This is a genomic window from Pedobacter humicola (genome assembly GCF_056490705.1).
In genome coordinates, this window is the sequence record NZ_JBWJIG010000011.1 from 1 (window position 1) to 16,571 (window position 16,571).

The following is a 16,571-nucleotide window of genomic DNA, read 5'->3' on the forward strand; positions in this document are numbered from 1 at the left end:
GTCCCGATTTTCATCGGGACTCGTCATTATTTAGCATTCTGTGATTTTAACGTGTTCAACTCGCGCTGAAGTGCCTCAATCTGTTGTTGCTGTTCTTTTATACTGGCCACCAAAAGCGGAACTAAACTTTCGTAATCCACCTTGGTAATGGTCGCGTTTTTAAACGCATTTTTACCTGCCGGGTAAGCTTTTGACTGGACCGAAACGATCTCCGGAACCACAGCTTTGACATCAGCACCAACAAAGCCATATTGTTGCCTGGCTGGTAACTTCAGCTTTTCTGCCCAGGTTTTATCGTAATTAAAACTGACTGGCTGAAGTTTTCTAACCTGGATAAGGGCATTTTCTACTGGTTTAACATTGTCCTGCACAACTTCTTGCGCACTGATTTTTAACGATGCAGCGATGAACAACACTGCAAATGAAATTGCTCGTTTCATATATATATGATATTATAATTTTTAAAATTGAAATGGGTTCCGCGGTTTCGCACGGGAAATAAACATACAGAATTGGTTTATGCTGAAGGCGGCGGTGTTAAGACCTCAGGAAAGTAAGCCAATTGAAAAGAATGATCGGGAATAATGACTTTATTTGAAGTTTGAAGGGGAATATACATTTCGCCATGAAACATGATCTGCTGAACGGCATATTCAGTTTCTACTTTCTTTTCTTCCTTTTCTGTGGCGTCATCATTGGTTGATAAAACTTCAACATTATCGGCAGAATAGCTTAAATACGAAACCACATTGCTTACTTTTAACAGAAAAGTTAGTGCAATGCAGCTCATGAGCATGTATTTAAAGACAAAAAACTTCATTATTGCAAATATAAGTCCTATGCCTTAAAAACAATAAAATTAAGGTTAAAGTTCTGTAAGAATTTCGAGCATTGCGGCAGTGGCCAGCTCGATATCTGCCGCTGATGTCCGCCAATTTACAAAGGCAGCCCGGATTCCCTTTTTTCCATTATAAAATGTTGGTGTCATAAATACCTTTCCACCCGCATTTAACTTATTTAGAAATGTTGCGACTAGATTTTCATCGGTCAGTGAAAAACAAACGGTATTCAAACGCACAGGTGCCAGCAGTTCGAAGTTTGGATTTTCACTGATGAAATCGGCAAACTGTAAAGCCATCCCCACGTTGCCTTCAACAATTTCCTGATAACCTTGCTTCCCATAACTGGTTAAGGTAAACCAGGCTGGTAAAGCTTTCAGGCGGCGGGAGTTTTCCGGCAGGAAGTTTAAATAACTGAAATTCTCCATCGGATTGCCTAAATAAGCCGCATTAGCATTCTGAAAAGTTTCTACCTGTAACAACTGATGTTTTTCTTTTACAAAGAACACAGCGCTTTCGTAAGGTACATTTAACCACTTATGGCAATCGACCGTAATGCTATCCGCATGCTCCCAACCTTTAACTAAATGTTTGTATTTGGACGAACAAGCGGCAAAGCCTCCAAAAGCTGCATCAATATGCCACCAGAAATTATATTTCTGCTTTAATCTATTGATCGCCTCAAAATCATCAAAGTCGACGGTATTCACCGTTCCTGCACTTGATATTAAAATAAAAGGCTCGCCGTTTAAAGCTTGGATTTTCAGTTCCAGATCGGCACCATCCAGCGCCTCCCGATTACCTTCCATTACCTTTACCTGTATCACATTACCGCTACCTAAACCCAACATCGATAATGATTTAATCGCCGATGAATGTGGTGTAGCCGAGAATACTTTTATATTGCCCGACAATCCTTCCCGTGCAAAGTCTTTTCCCTGCTGTTTGCCAATCCACTGTCTGGCTACGGCCAAACAGGTAAAATTAGATAAGGTAGCTCCAGTTACAAAACCACCAAAAAAATCTTTAGGCAGGTTAAATAATGAAAGCAATAACTGAATGGTTTCCAGTTCGATTGTGGCAGAAATATCACCCCCACCTTTTGCGCTTTGTGTATTCTGATCGTAGATGGTCGACAACCAATCGCCTGCAATAGCAGCAGGTGTGGTGCCTCCCGTTACAAAACCCCAATACCTTGGTCCTGATGAGGCCACCATAATAGGCTCGAAACGCTGGTTAAATTGTTTTAAGGCTTCAACAGTGCCTAAGCCCTGTTCGTTTAAATCGACAACAAGCTCTACTTCACCCGAACTGGCTGTTGAGCGTTCATGAATGTGATTTAAATAATCTATTCCCTGCTGTTTAACCTGGGTAAGTATGGCATCAAGGTTTTGTTGGTCGATATTTAAATTATTCATAATAAACTTCAATTTGTCACCATACTGAATTCATTTCAGCATCTCTTTTGTTCGTCGAGATTTGTAATCTCGTCGCACTGTACCGTGGATTTAAAATCCACTAAAAATTAAATCAGCAGACGGGATTACAAATACCGACTAAACATTAATTTAAAATATAGCCTTTGCAATCTTCTTAGTCTGCTCGGGGCGGCCCATGGTATAAAAGTGTAGTACCGGAGCACCAAAATCGATCAGTTCTTTACATTGCTTGATCATGGCTTCTGTACCGATTTCTTTTGCCTCGTTATTGTTTTTGGCATGCGATAGGGCATCGGTCAACTCATCCGGTAAATCGATATGGAAAATCTTAGGCAGTACATTCAACTGCGACAAGGTACTGATCGGTTTCAAACCTGGTATAATCGGCACATTGATATCATTTTCCCGGCATTTCTTTACAAAATCGAAATACTTCTGGTTATCGAAAAACATCTGCGTAACAATAAATTCTGCACCTGCATCTACCTTCTTTTTCAAATATTTGAAGTCGGTACTCATGTTAGGTGCTTCGAAGTGTTTTTCAGGATAACCTGCCACACCGATACAGAAATCACTTTTAAAGGTTTCTACATCTTCATGCAGAAATTTACCTTCATTATGGTTTTTAATGTGTTCGATCAGATCTGTAGCATAACAGTGGCCGCCCGGGGTAGGAACAAAATTCCCATCTGCCTTACGGGCATCACCGCGCAAAGCGAGAACATTGTCTATACCTAAAAACTGTAAATCGATCAGGGCATTCTCGGTTTCCTCTTTGGTAAATCCACCACAAATCAGGTGCGGCACCGCATCTACTTTATATTTATGGATAATCGCTGCACAAATGGCAATGGTACCCGGGCGCTTGCGGTAAGACACCTTTTGCAGCAAACCATTCGCCTGTTCTTTATAAATATAATCTTCGCGTAGCGATGTTACATCGATAAACGGAGGATTAAACTCCAATAAGGGTTCTATCGCATCGTAAATCCATTGGATGCTCTGCCCTTTTACAGGTGGTAATAATTCAAAAGAGAATAAGGTTTTACCCTTTGCGTTTTTTATATGGTCTGTAATCTTCATAACCCTGATCCCGATTAATCGGGACGTTAAATTTTAATTTGTATATAATTCCCTCCCCTTTAGGGACCGGGGGTTAATAAGCTAAATTCGGACTTAACCACCGCTCCACTTCTTCAACCGGCATATTTTTTCTGATGGCGTAATCTTCAATCTGGTCTTTGGTAATTTTTCCTAAACCGAAATATTTCGAATCAGGGTGTGCGAAATAAAATCCACTAACCGCTGCCGTTGGGTACATGGCATAACTTTCGGTTAAATGCAATCCGATTTTATTCTCGGCATCCAGCAATTGGAATAAAGTACCTTTTTCGGTATGCTCCGGACAGGCAGGATAACCTGGTGCCGGACGGATCCCAGCATATTCTTCCTTAATCAGTTCCTGATTGCTCAGGTTTTCATCCTGCGCATAACCCCAGTATTCTTTACGCACGCGTTCGTGTAACCGTTCTGCAAAAGCTTCAGCCAAACGATCGGCCAAAGCTTTGGCCATAATACTGTTGTAATCGTCGTAATTAGACTCGAACTCATGCACCAGTTCATCAATCCCAATACCTGCAGTTACAGCAAAACCACCAAAATAATCCTGAATACCGCTTTCTTTTGGCGCAATAAAATCAGATAAGGCGTAATAAGGCTGTCCATCTACTTTTTCTGCCTGTTGGCGGAGGGTGTGTATAACAACGGAAGATGGTTGATGTAAGATGGATGATGGATCAGTTCCATTTTCCATTTTACCTTTTACATCCAAAACAATATCGTCTCCTACCGCATTTGCTGGCCAGAAACCGATTACAGCTCTCGCTGTTAACAGTTTTTCATCCAGGATACGTTTTAATAAGGTCTGTGCATCATCAAAAAGTTTCTTCGCTTCATCACCTACATTCTTATCATCGAAAATCTTCGGATAGCTACCGCGAAGTTCCCAGGTATGGAAAAATGGCGTCCAGTCGATATAAGGCACCAGTTCTTCTAAAGGATAATTATCGAAAACCTTTGTACCAGTAAATTCGGGAACAGGCAGATCGGGTTGAAAATCAATTTTAAACTTATTTTCACGTGCCTCTTCAAGCGTTTTAAAACGTTTATCTGATCGCTTATTTAAATGCGCTTCGCGAGCCTTATCATATTCAGCCCTGATGCCTGCCACATAATCGTCTTTTGTTTCAGGGTTCATCAAGGTACTGCAAACGGTCACACTTCGCGATGCATCCAACACGTGGATGGCAGGGCCAGAATAATTTGGTGCTACTTTTACTGCAGCATGGATCCTTGAGGTGGTTGCTCCACCGATAATTAATGGAATCGTAAAGCCTTCGCGTTCCATTTCTTTGGCAAAGTGGACCATTTCATCCAATGAAGGCGTAATCAACCCGCTTAAACCAATAATATCGGCATTTATTTCTTTGGCTTTTTTGATGATCTCCTGTGCCGGAACCATCACGCCCATATCTACAATTTCGAAGTTATTACAGGCCAATACCACACCCACTATATTTTTCCCAATATCATGCACATCACCTTTAACGGTGGCCATTAATACCCTTCCGGCAGATGAATTCTGATCCTGGTCAGGGTTGTCCAGTTTCTCCTGCTCAATAAACGGCAATAAATAGGCTACAGCTTTTTTCATTACCCTTGCCGATTTTACCACCTGGGGCAAGAACATTTTCCCGGCACCAAACAGATCCCCAACAATGTTCATTCCGTCCATCAGTGGACCTTCAATTACCTGGATCGGGCGGGCATATTTTTGCCGGGCTTCTTCCACATCATCATCCAGATATTCTACAATTCCCTTTACCAGCGAATGCGATAACCGCTCTTCAACAGTACCTTTCCGCCATTCTTCATCCTTAACAATCTCCTTACCTTTCGATTTTACGGTATCGGCATATTCGACCAGGCGCTCGGTTGCATCATCCCTGCGGTTTAACAATACATCTTCTACCCTTTCTAACAATTCGGGTGGAATTTCCTGATACACTTCCAACATCCCTGCATTTACGATCCCCATATCTAAACCCGCCTGAATAGCATGGTAAAGAAACGCGGAGTGCATTGCCTCACGAACGGTATTATTCCCCCTGAAAGAGAAAGAAATGTTAGAAACCCCTCCGCTCACTTTAGCATGAGGCAGGTTTTCTTTGATCCAACGGGTGGCATTTATAAAATCGACAGCATAATTGTTGTGCTCTTCCAATCCGGTTGCAACGGTTAAGATATTTGGATCGAAAATGATGTCCTCAGGTGGGAAACCGATTTCGTGAACCAGTATATCATAACTTCTTTTACAGATTTCCTTTCTACGTTCATAATTATCGGCCTGCCCCTGCTCATCAAAAGCCATCACCACTACGGCCGCGCCATATTGCATAATTTTACGGGCACTCTCGCGGAATTTATCTTCTCCTTCTTTTAAAGAGATGGAGTTTACGATTCCTTTTCCCTGCAAACATTTTAAGCCATTTTCAATAACCGACCATTTGGATGAATCGACCATGATAGGCAGCTTCGCAATATCAGGTTCAGAGGCAATGAGGTTCAAAAACTTGGTCATCGCGGCTTCCGAATCCAACATCCCTTCATCCATGTTCACATCGATTACCTGTGCACCGCCTTCAACCTGTTGTAAGGCAACGGCCAGTGCAGCTTCGTAATCGCCGCCTAAAATCAGTTTGGAGAATTTTGGAGATCCTGTAATATTGGTTCTTTCGCCAATGTTTACAAAAATACTCTCCGGGGTAATGGTAACAGGCTCTAATCCGCTTAAACGCATAAAAGGTTCAAGAACCGGTATTTTGCGCGGTTCCGCTTTTCGGGCATTTTTAGCTATACAACCAATGTGCTCAGGCGTAGTACCACAACATCCACCCACAATATTCACAAAGCCTGATGCAATAAAATCATCAACCAAATGTGCTGTTTCGTGCGGCTGTTCATCATAAGCACCGAACTCATTTGGTAAACCTGCATTTGGATAAGCTGATACATAACATCCTGCTTTTGCCGCCAGCTCTTCGATGTGCGGACGCATTTCTTTTGCTCCCAAGGCACAGTTAAAACCGATACTTAGCGGTTTTGCATGCATCACAGAATTCAAAAAAGCTTCGGCCGTTTGACCAGAAAGCGTTCTACCAGAAGCATCGGTAATCGTACCGGAAATCATGATCTCCAGTTTACGGCCAATTACCTCTTCATATTTTTTAATGGCCACAATAGCCACTTTTGCATTTAAGGTATCGAAAATGGTTTCGATCAATAACACATCCGAACCACCATCTACCAAACCACGTACCTGCTCATAGTAAGCGGCTTCGAGCTCATCGAAATACACCGCCCTGAAACCAGGGTCGTTTACATTTGGCGACATGGAAAGGGTACGGTTGGTTGGACCGATAGCACCAGCAACAAAACACTTGCGATCAGGGTTTGCAGCCATAAACTCGTTAACCGCCTCTTTTGCCACACGTGCCCCTTCGAAGCTCATTTCATATGAAAGGTCTTCCATCTGGTAATCGGCCATCGAAATGCGCTGGGTACTGAAAGTATTGGTTTCGATAATATCGGCACCAGACGCCAGGTACTCCAGGTGTATAGTTTTAATAATATCCGGACGTGTGATATTGAGCAAATCGTTATTGCCTTTTACATCACAGGGATGGTTTTTAAATCGCTCTCCCCTAAAATCGTCTTCGCTTAAAGTATATCGCTGAATCATGGTACCCATTGCACCATCAATCACCAAAATACGTTTTTCTAATTCTTCTCTTATGCTCATTCTTGTCGTTAGATATGAGAATTGAGATAGGCGATATGAGAATGATTAAGCATAACTTATGTCTTAAATCTCATGTCTATCCTCTCAAATCTCAAAAAAAGGCTTATCTAAAAAGTTGGTACGTGAATCGTAATCCTAAACTTATCTGGTCCCGAATGTATCCGGGATAGAATTTAGCACCTTGTACGGTTACAGGTTGCTAAGACTTCGTTGGGTCTAATCCCTCCGTCTTTCTTAATAAGCACACAAAAATGCAACAAAGCTACATCAATTCCAAAATTTATCGCTTTGCGCCCAAATAAAATTACAAAGGCCACGCAAAACTGCGCAGCCTTAAGAATATTGTTCTGTCCCTGACTACTTCCTGCTTCCGAAAATACGCAATAAGAAAAGGAAGATATTTAAGAAATCCAGGTATAAAGATAAAGCGGCAACAATAGCCATTTTCTTTGATTCGATCTGAAGAACCTGCTCTCCACTCGCTTCAATACCTTCACCGATTCGTTTAATTTTTTGCACATCATAAGCAGTTAACGCTGTAAATATTGCAATACCAATAAAAGCCATAAACAAACTGAACTGTTCGCTTTGAATAAACATATTAATAACCATGGCAATCACTAAACCAATTACCCCAACCATTAAAATTGGCCCAAACTTGCTGAGATCGATATTGGTGGTATAACCCATAAATGCCATTATACCGAATATGCCTGCAGCACCTGCAAAACAGCTTACTACCGATCCTGAAGTATAGGTTAATAATATAAAACTTAAGCTTACACCAGTCAATACCGAGTAAAGTACAAAAACCCCAATTAATGCAGGTAACGATAACCTGCTTAATCCAAAGCCCATTAACATCACCAGACCAAGCGGTGCAAACATGGCCACATAGCCAAAAACTGACATACTTACTTTGCCTGTTGTAGGATTAATATTTAAAAGATATTGCATTAACTCCGCGTTGGTTCCGAAAAGATATGCAGCTACTGTAGATAAACTCAATGCAACAAACATCCATAAGAAAACGTTTGCAAAGAATTTTTTAGAAACAGATTTTTCCTGTACAAAAACACTGTTGTCCTGATATTGATAATTTTGTTGTTCCATTTTAAATTTTGTGTATTTAACTATATAAAAATAACTATTTAGTTTAATCTTTTTGTCAGCAGTTCTTCAACTTTTTTATAGAACTGCAGGGGTTTTAATGTGCGCCATGGCAGGTTGTCAAAAGCACCGCCAAAGTTAATGTAATAGTCGATGTTATTATCCCTGAATTCGGCAATTACATGTTCCTGAAAGTTTACACCAACAATCCAGCCATCTTCTACTTCCTGAAACCACTCTTCATAATAACTGTCGTCAGAAGCATGGAAATTTAATACATTTTCACCAATCAGGATAAATTTATTGATGCCTTCATCCATCATCAGCTCTAAAATATCACGCTTCATTAACATAATGTCGTTGTTAATGGCATCGTTCCATTCGCCTATAAATTCGATAATGGCATAACTGCGGTCGTAATCGGCGTACAACACCTTCATGTAAAGGGTATTCGAACCAAATTCATCCCATTGCGGATGCAATAAAAAGTTATATATCTGCTTATCAAAATAAAGTTCCGAATATTCGGTATTGTAAAATGGCGAACGCTCATCTTCTGCCGAGATATAATCATCTCTCCACTGGTAATACGGCTCAATCTCGTGCATAGTTTTTAATTATTGAATAACTGAATTGTGAGTGGCTGAATGTTAAGGTTATTCTACATTCCCTGTTTCTCTCATTCTATCATTTCTCAGTGTCCTGCTTCTACGGCCTTCCGTACGCTTCCGTAGCGGGTTAGCAATTCGGCGGCTTTATCGTAACCGATATTCAGTTCATCGGCAACCATTTGTGTACCACGGTCTACCAGTTTATGGTTCGTTAACTGCATATCCACCATCTTGTTGCCCACTACACGCCCTAACTGTACCATTACGGTCGTACTCAACATGTTTAACACCAGTTTCTGCGCCGTGCCCGATTTCATCCGGGTAGAACCGGTCACAAATTCTGGCCCAACCACCACCTCAACCGGGAAATCCGATTCTGCAGCAATAGGCCCGCCGATATTGCATACAATACAGCCGGTTAAAATACCATGTTTACGGGCAGTGTTCAATCCACCGATTACATATGGGGTAGTGCCTGAAGCTGCGAGCCCCACTAAACAATCTTTTTCATTGATATTGAATTCCTGCAGATCTTTCCAGGCCTGCTCGGCATCATCTTCGGCAAACTCTACCGCTTTTCTGATGGCAGTATCGCCACCTGCGATAATACCCACAACCCAATCAAAAGGCACGCCATAAGTTGGCGGACATTCGGATGCATCTACTACCCCTAAACGGCCGCTGGTACCAGCACCTATATAAAAAAGACGGCCACCTTTTTTCATCCGCTCGGCAACCGCCGAAGTTAATTTTTCAATCTGAGGCAAAGATTTTTCCACTGCAAAAGCAACAGTTTTATCCTCATTATTAATGTCCTGCAGAACTTCTAAAACCGACATCTGCTCGATATGGTTGTAATTAGATTCTTGCTCGGTAACTCTGTTCATAAATTTAATTTTGATAAAATTCGGTAAATTCTTTCTAAAAACTACCCTAAAAATCCAAAAATATATGTCATAAATTTCAATCCTCCTCTTCTATGCGTTAATTAATGTTAAATATTATAAACAAAAGACACGAAAATGCAGTTAAAAAATATATCAACCCGCTTATTTTCATAAATTTGTACTAACGCTGATGAAAAAAAATACCCGCAATAACGTACTGATCGCTGTAAGCTATTCTGTAATTTTAATAGTGGGTATGTTTTTGGGCATAAAATTCATTAAAGATCAAGGCTTTGGTGTTAAAAAAAGTCCTCAGCTGGCCAGCAACAGCGATGAGAAACTAAATGAAATCCTCCATATCATCAACGGTAACTATGTTGATGACATCAATACCGATTCGCTTCAAAACTTACCCATCGATAGCGTTTTGCATCAGCTTGATCCACATAGCGTTTACCTGCCACCAACCGATGTGCAGGACATGACCGATAACCTGGAAGGAAACTTTGAAGGGGTAGGGATCGAATATTACATGCTTAACGATACCATGATGGTTACCGGCGTGGTTAAAGACGGGCCTGCTTATCAGGCGGGGATAAAACTGGGGGATAAGATCCTGAGTATCGACACTACGGTAGTGAGTGGAAGAAACTTACCAAAAGACCAGCTTGTTGGCCGCTTTAAAGGCCGGTCCGGAACAGGCGTGAGTGTAACCCTTTTACACCCGGGCATCACGCAGAGCAACCGCATTATGGTAACCCGCGGCAAAGTAAACATCAGCAGTATTGATGCGGCTTATATGATCAACAATGAAACGGGTTACGTGCGCATCAGTAAATTTGGGGCCAATACCGATAACGATTTCTCTGTGGCTGCAAATAACCTTAAAGCCAGGGGCATGAAAAAACTGATCCTCGATCTGCGCGATAACGGTGGTGGTTATTTTACCGCAGCTACAGGTCTGGCCGATCAGTTCCTGGCCGAAAATAAACTTATTGTATATACGCAAGGTAAACACGAACCGCGTACCGATTATTTTTCGACCGGAACAGGGGCCTTCCAAAATGGCAAACTGGCGATACTAATTAACGAAAATACAGCTTCTGCCAGTGAGATTGTAGCCGGGGCCATTCAGGATTTAGGTCGGGGCATTATCGTAGGCCGCCGCTCTTTCGGTAAAGGCCTGGTACAAGAGCAATTTGCCTTTGGCGATGGCTCGGCACTAAACTTGACCATTGCCAGGTATTACACCCCTTCGGGGCGCAGCATCCAAAAATCCTATAAAAAAGGCTATGATGCTTACAAACATGAGCTGGATGAACGCATGACCGATGGAGAGTTAACCGGCGACCGTACCTCTTTTCAGGATTCAATTGAAAAAACAGAAGGCGTAAATGTTCAGCCCATCAGAAAGATCAAACCTCTTGGTGGTATACAACCCGATGTTTTTGTAAAGTTAGACACCAATGGCTACAATAAATTTTACAGCAATCTGGTGAGCAAAAAAGTACTTTCTGATTATGTATTTAACGTTTTGACCAATAAATACAGTGCAAGTTTTGTAGAGCAGAATATTAACATCTTTACCATAAACGATAACGACTTTAAAGATTTTATCGGATTTCTTCAGCGCAAAAATGTGCCTATAGACCGTTTTCAGTTGTACAACTCGAAAACCATTATCCTAAACGATTTAAAAGCGCTGCTTTGCCGCTATTATTTGGGCGATGTGGGCTATTATAAAGCGGCGAATCAAAACGATAATGCGGTAAGGCAGGCGCTTCTTAATCTGCAGTAACCATATTTTATATTTCTTTAAGCATACAAATCGAATCTAAAAAGAATTATAATTCCAAAAAATACTTCAAATACAATATAATATTCTTAATTTAATATTAAATTTAATACTATATTTCGTTTAACTAATTTTGCCTGCAAATCATATATCATGGAAGCGAGCAAATTACAGGCAAAAGATCAACAGGTATTAAACGATCTATTGACAAAAGTTAAGAAACAGACCGATTTATTTTTAGGTTATCCGGTTTCTAAAGATTTCGACTATCAAGCCTTATCCGATTTCTTAAAATACCCGATGAATAATCTTGGGGATCCTTTTGTTGCTTCAACCTATGGTGTGGGATCGCGTGAGCTGGAAAAAGAGGTAGTTCAGTTTTTTGCCGAACTGTTTCGCGCACCTGCCGATAACTGGTGGGGTTATGTCACCAATGGTGGCTCTGAGGGAAATTTATATGGTTTATACCTGGCGCGCGAATTGCACCCAAAGGGAATGGTTTACTATTCTGAAGCTACCCATTACAGCGTGCAGAAGAACCTCCATTTACTCAACATGCCAAACATTGTGATCCGTACACAAGAAAATGGGGAGATCGATTATGAAGACCTGGAACATACCATCAGGATGAACCGCCACATGCCCGTAATCATTATGGCCAATATCGGCACCACCATGACGGAGGCCCGCGATGATGTAGCGAAAATTAAAACCATTTTAAAAAGTTTAGCCATACAACATTATTATATCCATGCCGATGCGGCACTTTCCGGCACTTATAGTGCATTGATCGAACCAAGACCTGCCTTCGATTTTGAAGACGGTGCTGATAGCATTGCCATTAGCGGGCATAAGTTTTTTGGCTCACCGATGCCATGCGGAGTGGTGGTTGCCAAAAAATCGAACCGCGACCGGATTGCCCGTTCTGTAGCCTATATCGGCAGTATGGATACCACCATTACCGGATCGCGGAATGGACACAGTCCACTGTTTTTATGGCACACCATTAAACGTTTGGGCATTGCAGGTTTAAAAAGCAGGGCATTGCACAGCTTGGCCACGGCAGCATACACGGAAGAAAAATTTAAAGAGATGGGTATCGCGGCATGGCGAAACCCCAATGCCATCACCGTAAACTTCCCTACCCCATCGATAGCAATTTGCAAAAAGTGGCAATTGGCAGCTGAACAGGGCAATTCGCATATCATTTGCATGCCAAATGTAAGCAGGGCACATATCGATCTTTTTATGGCTGAAATAAATACCGAAATGGTGTTGCAAGATTAACGAGAAACAAACTTTTGAACGACCTAAATGTTTAACACCTACACTAAATTTAGCTATAAAATCAATAGCCATGAAAATAATAATTGTAGGCGCAACAGGAACTTTGGGCAAAAAAGTAGCCGAGGCTTTTGCGCAAAAACATGAAGTCATCAGAGTAGGAAATACCAAAGGTGATGTTCGGGTGGATATTACCAACGAAGATTCCATCAAAGCGATGTTCGAACAGATTGGCCCCTTTGATGCCCTGATCAGTACCAGCGGAAAAGGTCCTTTTGCCCCGGTAAGTCAAATGACGGGCGAAGTATTTAAAAGCGGATTGCTGGATAAGTTACTGGGCCAGGTTAATCTCGTACTGATCGGTCAGCGTTATATTAACAAAGGCGGTTCATTTAGCTTAATCTCAGGCATACTGGCCGATCATCCGGTTGCTGCCGGCTCTGCACTGAGTGCCATAAACGGTGGATTAAACTCCTTTGTGATCGCAGCCGCGCCCGAGCTCGAAAATGGTGTCCGCTTAAATGTAGTGAGCCCAAACGTAGTAGAAGATTCGCCAGCATATTTCAATTCTTTCCCAGGCGAAATTCCGGTAACGATGGATAAAGTGGTTAAAGCTTTTGAGAAAAGTGTTTTAGGTATAGTTACCGGTCAGGTGATCAAGGTGTATTAGTATACATTACGATCTTCCCGCAAAAAGATGAACATTCAATTTTGTTCCTAATCACCCGCCATTCCATGCCGGCATGGCGGGGAAAACTTAGGGTTGGTTCGGATCCTCTTCGGACCTTCTTCGGATCCCAGACGGAGCTGTGACAATTGTACCCGAATAATGTCCGTTTCAAATCCGACTATTATTTAATGAAACCGTTAAGAAAAATTAAAGCTGTAACCTGCATGCCCTCCATAAAAACCATTAAATTAGCTTCCACAATTTGCCAGTATGATAGAAACCGAACGCCTCATTTTAAAGCCCCTCACACACGATCAACTTTTAAAATATATTAAGGATGATCATTCACTGGAGAAAGAATTCGGCCTTTTACCAACCAAGAAAAACATCTCGCCTTCTTTGCACGATGCTTTAGAGGAAACCATTTTACCCAACGTTTTTGATAAGGATAAAGATTACCTGTACCATACTTTATGGACGATCATCTCCAAACCCGACCAAAGAATGGTTGGCGATATCTGTTTTGTTGGCGAACCTGATCCAAGCGGCGAAATTGAAATTGGTTATGGCACCTACGAAGAATTTAGAGGCAAGGGTTTTATGACCGAGGCCGTTGGCAGATTAATCGAGTGGGCAAAGGAACAACCAAAAGTGAAATCGGTTTTCGCGGCGACCACAAAAGACAACGTGGCTTCTTATTCTATCCTAGAAAAAAACAACTTTATCCATATTGGGGAAGTGGATGATATGTTGAGCTGGAAGATTGAGCTGAAATAAGTTTACAAATGTGGATTAATTTTGCCACGGAGACACGGATGATCACGGAAAAATTTCTTAATAGACATTTTTTAACTAGGGTGCCAGAATATAAGCTTCAATATGCTACACCACGATCTCAAACAAACTTAAACTGATACCTTCATAATGTTTGGGTAAACCATCTGTTTTTTCCATGGTAACTACACCTACATAATCGAAGCCGCAGCCGGTATAATATTCGAGCAGTTTTTCATTGTCTGCCCAGGTATCCATTCTGATAAATCTGAGGTTATGCTTTGCGGCATGAACTTTGGCCCACTTAATAATTTCCTTAACAAAAGCATAGCCCCTAAATTCGGGATGGGTTACGATCCTATGGATGTAAATGGCATCATGATCACGGTCGCCCCAAATTAACTGATCATCATAGGTAACCGCAAATACACAGGCTACAACACCATCAACCAAAATTTTATACTGGCGGTTCTCGTCGATTTCGGTCTGCACCAACGCTCTGCTGAAGCCCTGCCAATGTTTATTAAATACCTTTTTCTGGTGGACAATAGCCATATTATAAAATTCGAAAATGGTACCGATATCGTTTGAAAGGCTATTTTGTACTTGAAGTTGCATACTGCAAAGGTAAGCGTAAATTTTTATCCTGTTAGGTTAGCTGGGATTTGTAACGTTAAGTCGGGATTTGCAATCCCTCTTTGGAGTTCAAACTTTTGTGGATTTCGAAGCCACAGCAAAATACGACGAGATTGCAAATCTCGACGAACACAATAAACAAAAAAAGGGCTGCCCTCGCTATGAATGCAGCCCTTTTTTAATTATTTTCAGTGTTGTAAGCCTTCCGCCTTTTAACCCTCAACTTTAAAACTATTTCTGTCTAAAATAAATCTGGATCGGTGCGCCAGAAAAATCGAAGTTTTCCCTCAGTTTATTCTCAATGAAACGTTTATACGGATCTTTAATGTACTGCGGCAAGTTGCAGAAAAAGGCAAACATTGGCGAAGTAGCATTAATCTGCGTGATATATTTTATCTTAATGTGTTTACCTTTTAATGCCGGTGGTGGGAATTTCTCGATCAACGGCAACATCACATCATTTAATTTAGATGTAGGAATTTTCTTACTACGGTTTTTATAAACCTCTAAGGCAGCTTCAATGGCTTTGAAGATACGTTGCTTGTTTAATACTGAAGTAAAAATGATTGGCACATCTGTAAAAGGGCGGATACGCTCGTGGATCTGCTCTTCGAAAGCTTTCATGGTTTGGGTATTCTTTTCGATCAGATCCCATTTATTCACCAAAATTACGATACCTTTTTTGTTCTTTTCGGCCAGGTGGAAGATATTGATATCCTGACTTTCGATCCCTTCAACAGCATCGATCATCAATACCACAACATCAGCCTCTTCTAAAGCTTTGATGGTACGCATTACCGAATAAAACTCTAAGTTTTCTTTAACCTTGGTTTTTTTACGTAATCCGGCGGTATCGATCAACATGAACTCATGACCGAACTGGTTATAATGGATTTTGATCGAATCGCGGGTGGTACCTGCATTTGCGGTAACAATATTACGTTCTTTACCGATCAATGCATTAACCAAAGAAGATTTACCCACATTCGGGCGACCTGCGATGGTAATTTTAGGCAATTGGTTTTCTTCTTCAGGAATGTCTTCGAAGTTTTTAACAACCTCATCCAACAACTCACCTGTTCCGGAACCCGTCATTGATGATAATGCATATACATCTCCTAATCCGAAGCCATAAAAAGTATGGATTTCGTTATATAGAGCGGTATTATCTACTTTATTTGCGCAAACATAAACGGGTTTGTTACTTCTGCGTAATACCTGGGCAATGTCATCATCCAGATCGGTGATGCCTGTAGTTACATCAACCATGAAGATCAATACACTGGCTTCTTCGATGGCGATCATTACCTGCTCGCGGATGGCTGCTTCGTAAACATCTTCCGAGTTGGCTACATAACCACCGGTATCAATTACGGTAAACTGTCTGTCGGTCCACTCACCCACGCCGTAATGCCTGTCGCGGGTTACGCCGCTTATATCATCAACAATGGCCTTACGGCTTTCTGTTAGTCTATTAAAAAGGGTGCTCTTGCCTACGTTTGGCCTGCCTACGATGGCTATAATGTTACTCATGGGTGTTCTATTGATAGTTAATGGCTTATAGTTAACGGTCGTGGTGTTTGGGCAAGCTGCTCAAACTATTTGGCTATCAGCCATTGACTATCAACTACTAACCGATTTATTTCGGGCTGCAAAGGTACGGTA

The 16,571-nt window shown here is 41.4% G+C and carries 14 protein-coding genes and 1 riboswitch; of the genes, 4 read left to right on the plus strand and 10 right to left on the minus strand.

The annotated features are described in order from the left end of the window. Positions 1-26: 26 nt before the first annotated feature. From AC04Q1_RS16875 to murQ, 8 genes are all read right to left on the minus strand, one after another. The gene (locus tag AC04Q1_RS16875) at positions 27-440 is read right to left on the minus strand and encodes a tail fiber domain-containing protein (protein WP_478365751.1); all 414 of its coding nucleotides are present in this window, start codon (positions 438-440) and stop codon (positions 27-29) included. Between the two features lie 77 nt (positions 441-517). Next, entirely contained in the window at positions 518-820 is a 303-nt protein-coding gene (locus AC04Q1_RS16880; RefSeq protein WP_478365752.1) for a hypothetical protein, read from the minus strand. A gap of 45 nt (positions 821-865) precedes the next feature. Continuing rightward, on the minus strand, positions 866-2,257 hold the full coding sequence (locus tag AC04Q1_RS16885; protein ID WP_478365753.1) for a pyridoxal phosphate-dependent decarboxylase family protein: 1,392 nt from the start codon (positions 2,255-2,257) through the stop codon (positions 866-868). Between the two features lie 150 nt (positions 2,258-2,407). After that, a complete protein-coding gene (gene metF, locus AC04Q1_RS16890; RefSeq protein WP_478365754.1) occupies positions 2,408-3,361 on the minus strand; it encodes a methylenetetrahydrofolate reductase [NAD(P)H] in 954 nt (317 codons plus the stop codon). 73 nt (positions 3,362-3,434) lie between these two features. After that, positions 3,435-7,139, minus strand: a complete 3,705-nt coding sequence (gene metH / locus AC04Q1_RS16895) for a methionine synthase (RefSeq protein WP_478365755.1) — start codon at positions 7,137-7,139, stop codon at positions 3,435-3,437. 138 nt (positions 7,140-7,277) lie between these two features. Continuing rightward, a riboswitch (SAM riboswitch) is annotated at positions 7,278-7,383 on the minus strand. A 113-nt stretch (positions 7,384-7,496) separates the two neighbouring features. Beyond that, positions 7,497-8,252, minus strand: a complete 756-nt coding sequence (locus AC04Q1_RS16900) for a Bax inhibitor-1/YccA family protein (RefSeq protein WP_478365756.1) — start codon at positions 8,250-8,252, stop codon at positions 7,497-7,499. A gap of 38 nt (positions 8,253-8,290) precedes the next feature. Further along, positions 8,291-8,857 (minus strand): hypothetical protein, encoded by a 567-nt coding sequence (locus AC04Q1_RS16905; RefSeq protein ID WP_316843194.1) that lies wholly within the window; start codon positions 8,855-8,857, stop codon positions 8,291-8,293. Positions 8,858-8,943: 86 nt separating this feature from the next. Beyond that, on the minus strand, positions 8,944-9,747 hold the full coding sequence (gene murQ / locus AC04Q1_RS16910) for an N-acetylmuramic acid 6-phosphate etherase (protein ID WP_478365757.1): 804 nt from the start codon (positions 9,745-9,747) through the stop codon (positions 8,944-8,946). A 190-nt stretch (positions 9,748-9,937) separates the two neighbouring features. Here murQ and AC04Q1_RS16915 point away from each other — a divergent pair, with 190 nt between their 5' ends. The 4 genes from AC04Q1_RS16915 to AC04Q1_RS16930 all read left to right on the plus strand — a co-directional run bounded on the left by AC04Q1_RS16915 (position 9,938) and on the right by AC04Q1_RS16930 (position 14,273). After that, positions 9,938-11,545, plus strand: coding sequence for a S41 family peptidase (locus tag AC04Q1_RS16915; protein ID WP_478365758.1), 1,608 nt, complete (start codon positions 9,938-9,940; stop codon positions 11,543-11,545). Between the two features lie 150 nt (positions 11,546-11,695). Then, on the plus strand, positions 11,696-12,829 hold the full coding sequence (locus AC04Q1_RS16920) for a histidine decarboxylase (RefSeq protein WP_478365759.1): 1,134 nt from the start codon (positions 11,696-11,698) through the stop codon (positions 12,827-12,829). Between the two features lie 70 nt (positions 12,830-12,899). Continuing rightward, positions 12,900-13,496, plus strand: a complete 597-nt coding sequence (locus AC04Q1_RS16925) for a short chain dehydrogenase (protein WP_478365760.1) — start codon at positions 12,900-12,902, stop codon at positions 13,494-13,496. A 270-nt stretch (positions 13,497-13,766) separates the two neighbouring features. After that, the gene (locus tag AC04Q1_RS16930) at positions 13,767-14,273 is read left to right on the plus strand and encodes a GNAT family N-acetyltransferase (RefSeq protein ID WP_478365761.1); all 507 of its coding nucleotides are present in this window, start codon (positions 13,767-13,769) and stop codon (positions 14,271-14,273) included. Positions 14,274-14,378: 105 nt separating this feature from the next. Here the strand turns inward: AC04Q1_RS16930 and AC04Q1_RS16935 are convergent, their stop codons facing one another. Further along, positions 14,379-14,888, minus strand: coding sequence for a GNAT family N-acetyltransferase (locus AC04Q1_RS16935; RefSeq protein ID WP_478365762.1), 510 nt, complete (start codon positions 14,886-14,888; stop codon positions 14,379-14,381). A 249-nt stretch (positions 14,889-15,137) separates the two neighbouring features. Next, entirely contained in the window at positions 15,138-16,439 is a 1,302-nt protein-coding gene (der, locus tag AC04Q1_RS16940) for a ribosome biogenesis GTPase Der (RefSeq protein WP_478365763.1), read from the minus strand. Positions 16,440-16,571 lie beyond the last annotated feature (132 nt).

Excerpts from the sequence above, each read along its gene's own strand:
- AC04Q1_RS16875 (WP_478365751.1), bottom strand. The coding sequence starts at position 440 with ATGAAACGAGCAATTTCATTTGCAGTGTTGTTCATCGCTGCATCGTTA.
- AC04Q1_RS16880 (WP_478365752.1), bottom strand. The coding sequence starts at position 820 with ATGAAGTTTTTTGTCTTTAAATACATGCTCATGAGCTGCATTGCACTA.
- AC04Q1_RS16885 (WP_478365753.1), bottom strand. The coding sequence starts at position 2,257 with ATGAATAATTTAAATATCGACCAACAAAACCTTGATGCCATACTTACC.
- metF (WP_478365754.1), bottom strand. The coding sequence starts at position 3,361 with ATGAAGATTACAGACCATATAAAAAACGCAAAGGGTAAAACCTTATTC.
- metH (WP_478365755.1), bottom strand. The coding sequence starts at position 7,139 with ATGAGCATAAGAGAAGAATTAGAAAAACGTATTTTGGTGATTGATGGT.
- AC04Q1_RS16900 (WP_478365756.1), bottom strand. The coding sequence starts at position 8,252 with ATGGAACAACAAAATTATCAATATCAGGACAACAGTGTTTTTGTACAG.
- AC04Q1_RS16905 (WP_316843194.1), bottom strand. The coding sequence starts at position 8,857 with ATGCACGAGATTGAGCCGTATTACCAGTGGAGAGATGATTATATCTCG.
- murQ (WP_478365757.1), bottom strand. The coding sequence starts at position 9,747 with ATGAACAGAGTTACCGAGCAAGAATCTAATTACAACCATATCGAGCAG.
- AC04Q1_RS16915 (WP_478365758.1), top strand. The coding sequence starts at position 9,938 with ATGAAAAAAAATACCCGCAATAACGTACTGATCGCTGTAAGCTATTCT.
- AC04Q1_RS16920 (WP_478365759.1), top strand. The coding sequence starts at position 11,696 with ATGGAAGCGAGCAAATTACAGGCAAAAGATCAACAGGTATTAAACGAT.
- AC04Q1_RS16925 (WP_478365760.1), top strand. The coding sequence starts at position 12,900 with ATGAAAATAATAATTGTAGGCGCAACAGGAACTTTGGGCAAAAAAGTA.
- AC04Q1_RS16930 (WP_478365761.1), top strand. The coding sequence starts at position 13,767 with ATGATAGAAACCGAACGCCTCATTTTAAAGCCCCTCACACACGATCAA.
- AC04Q1_RS16935 (WP_478365762.1), bottom strand. The coding sequence starts at position 14,888 with ATGCAACTTCAAGTACAAAATAGCCTTTCAAACGATATCGGTACCATT.
- der (WP_478365763.1), bottom strand. The coding sequence starts at position 16,439 with ATGAGTAACATTATAGCCATCGTAGGCAGGCCAAACGTAGGCAAGAGC.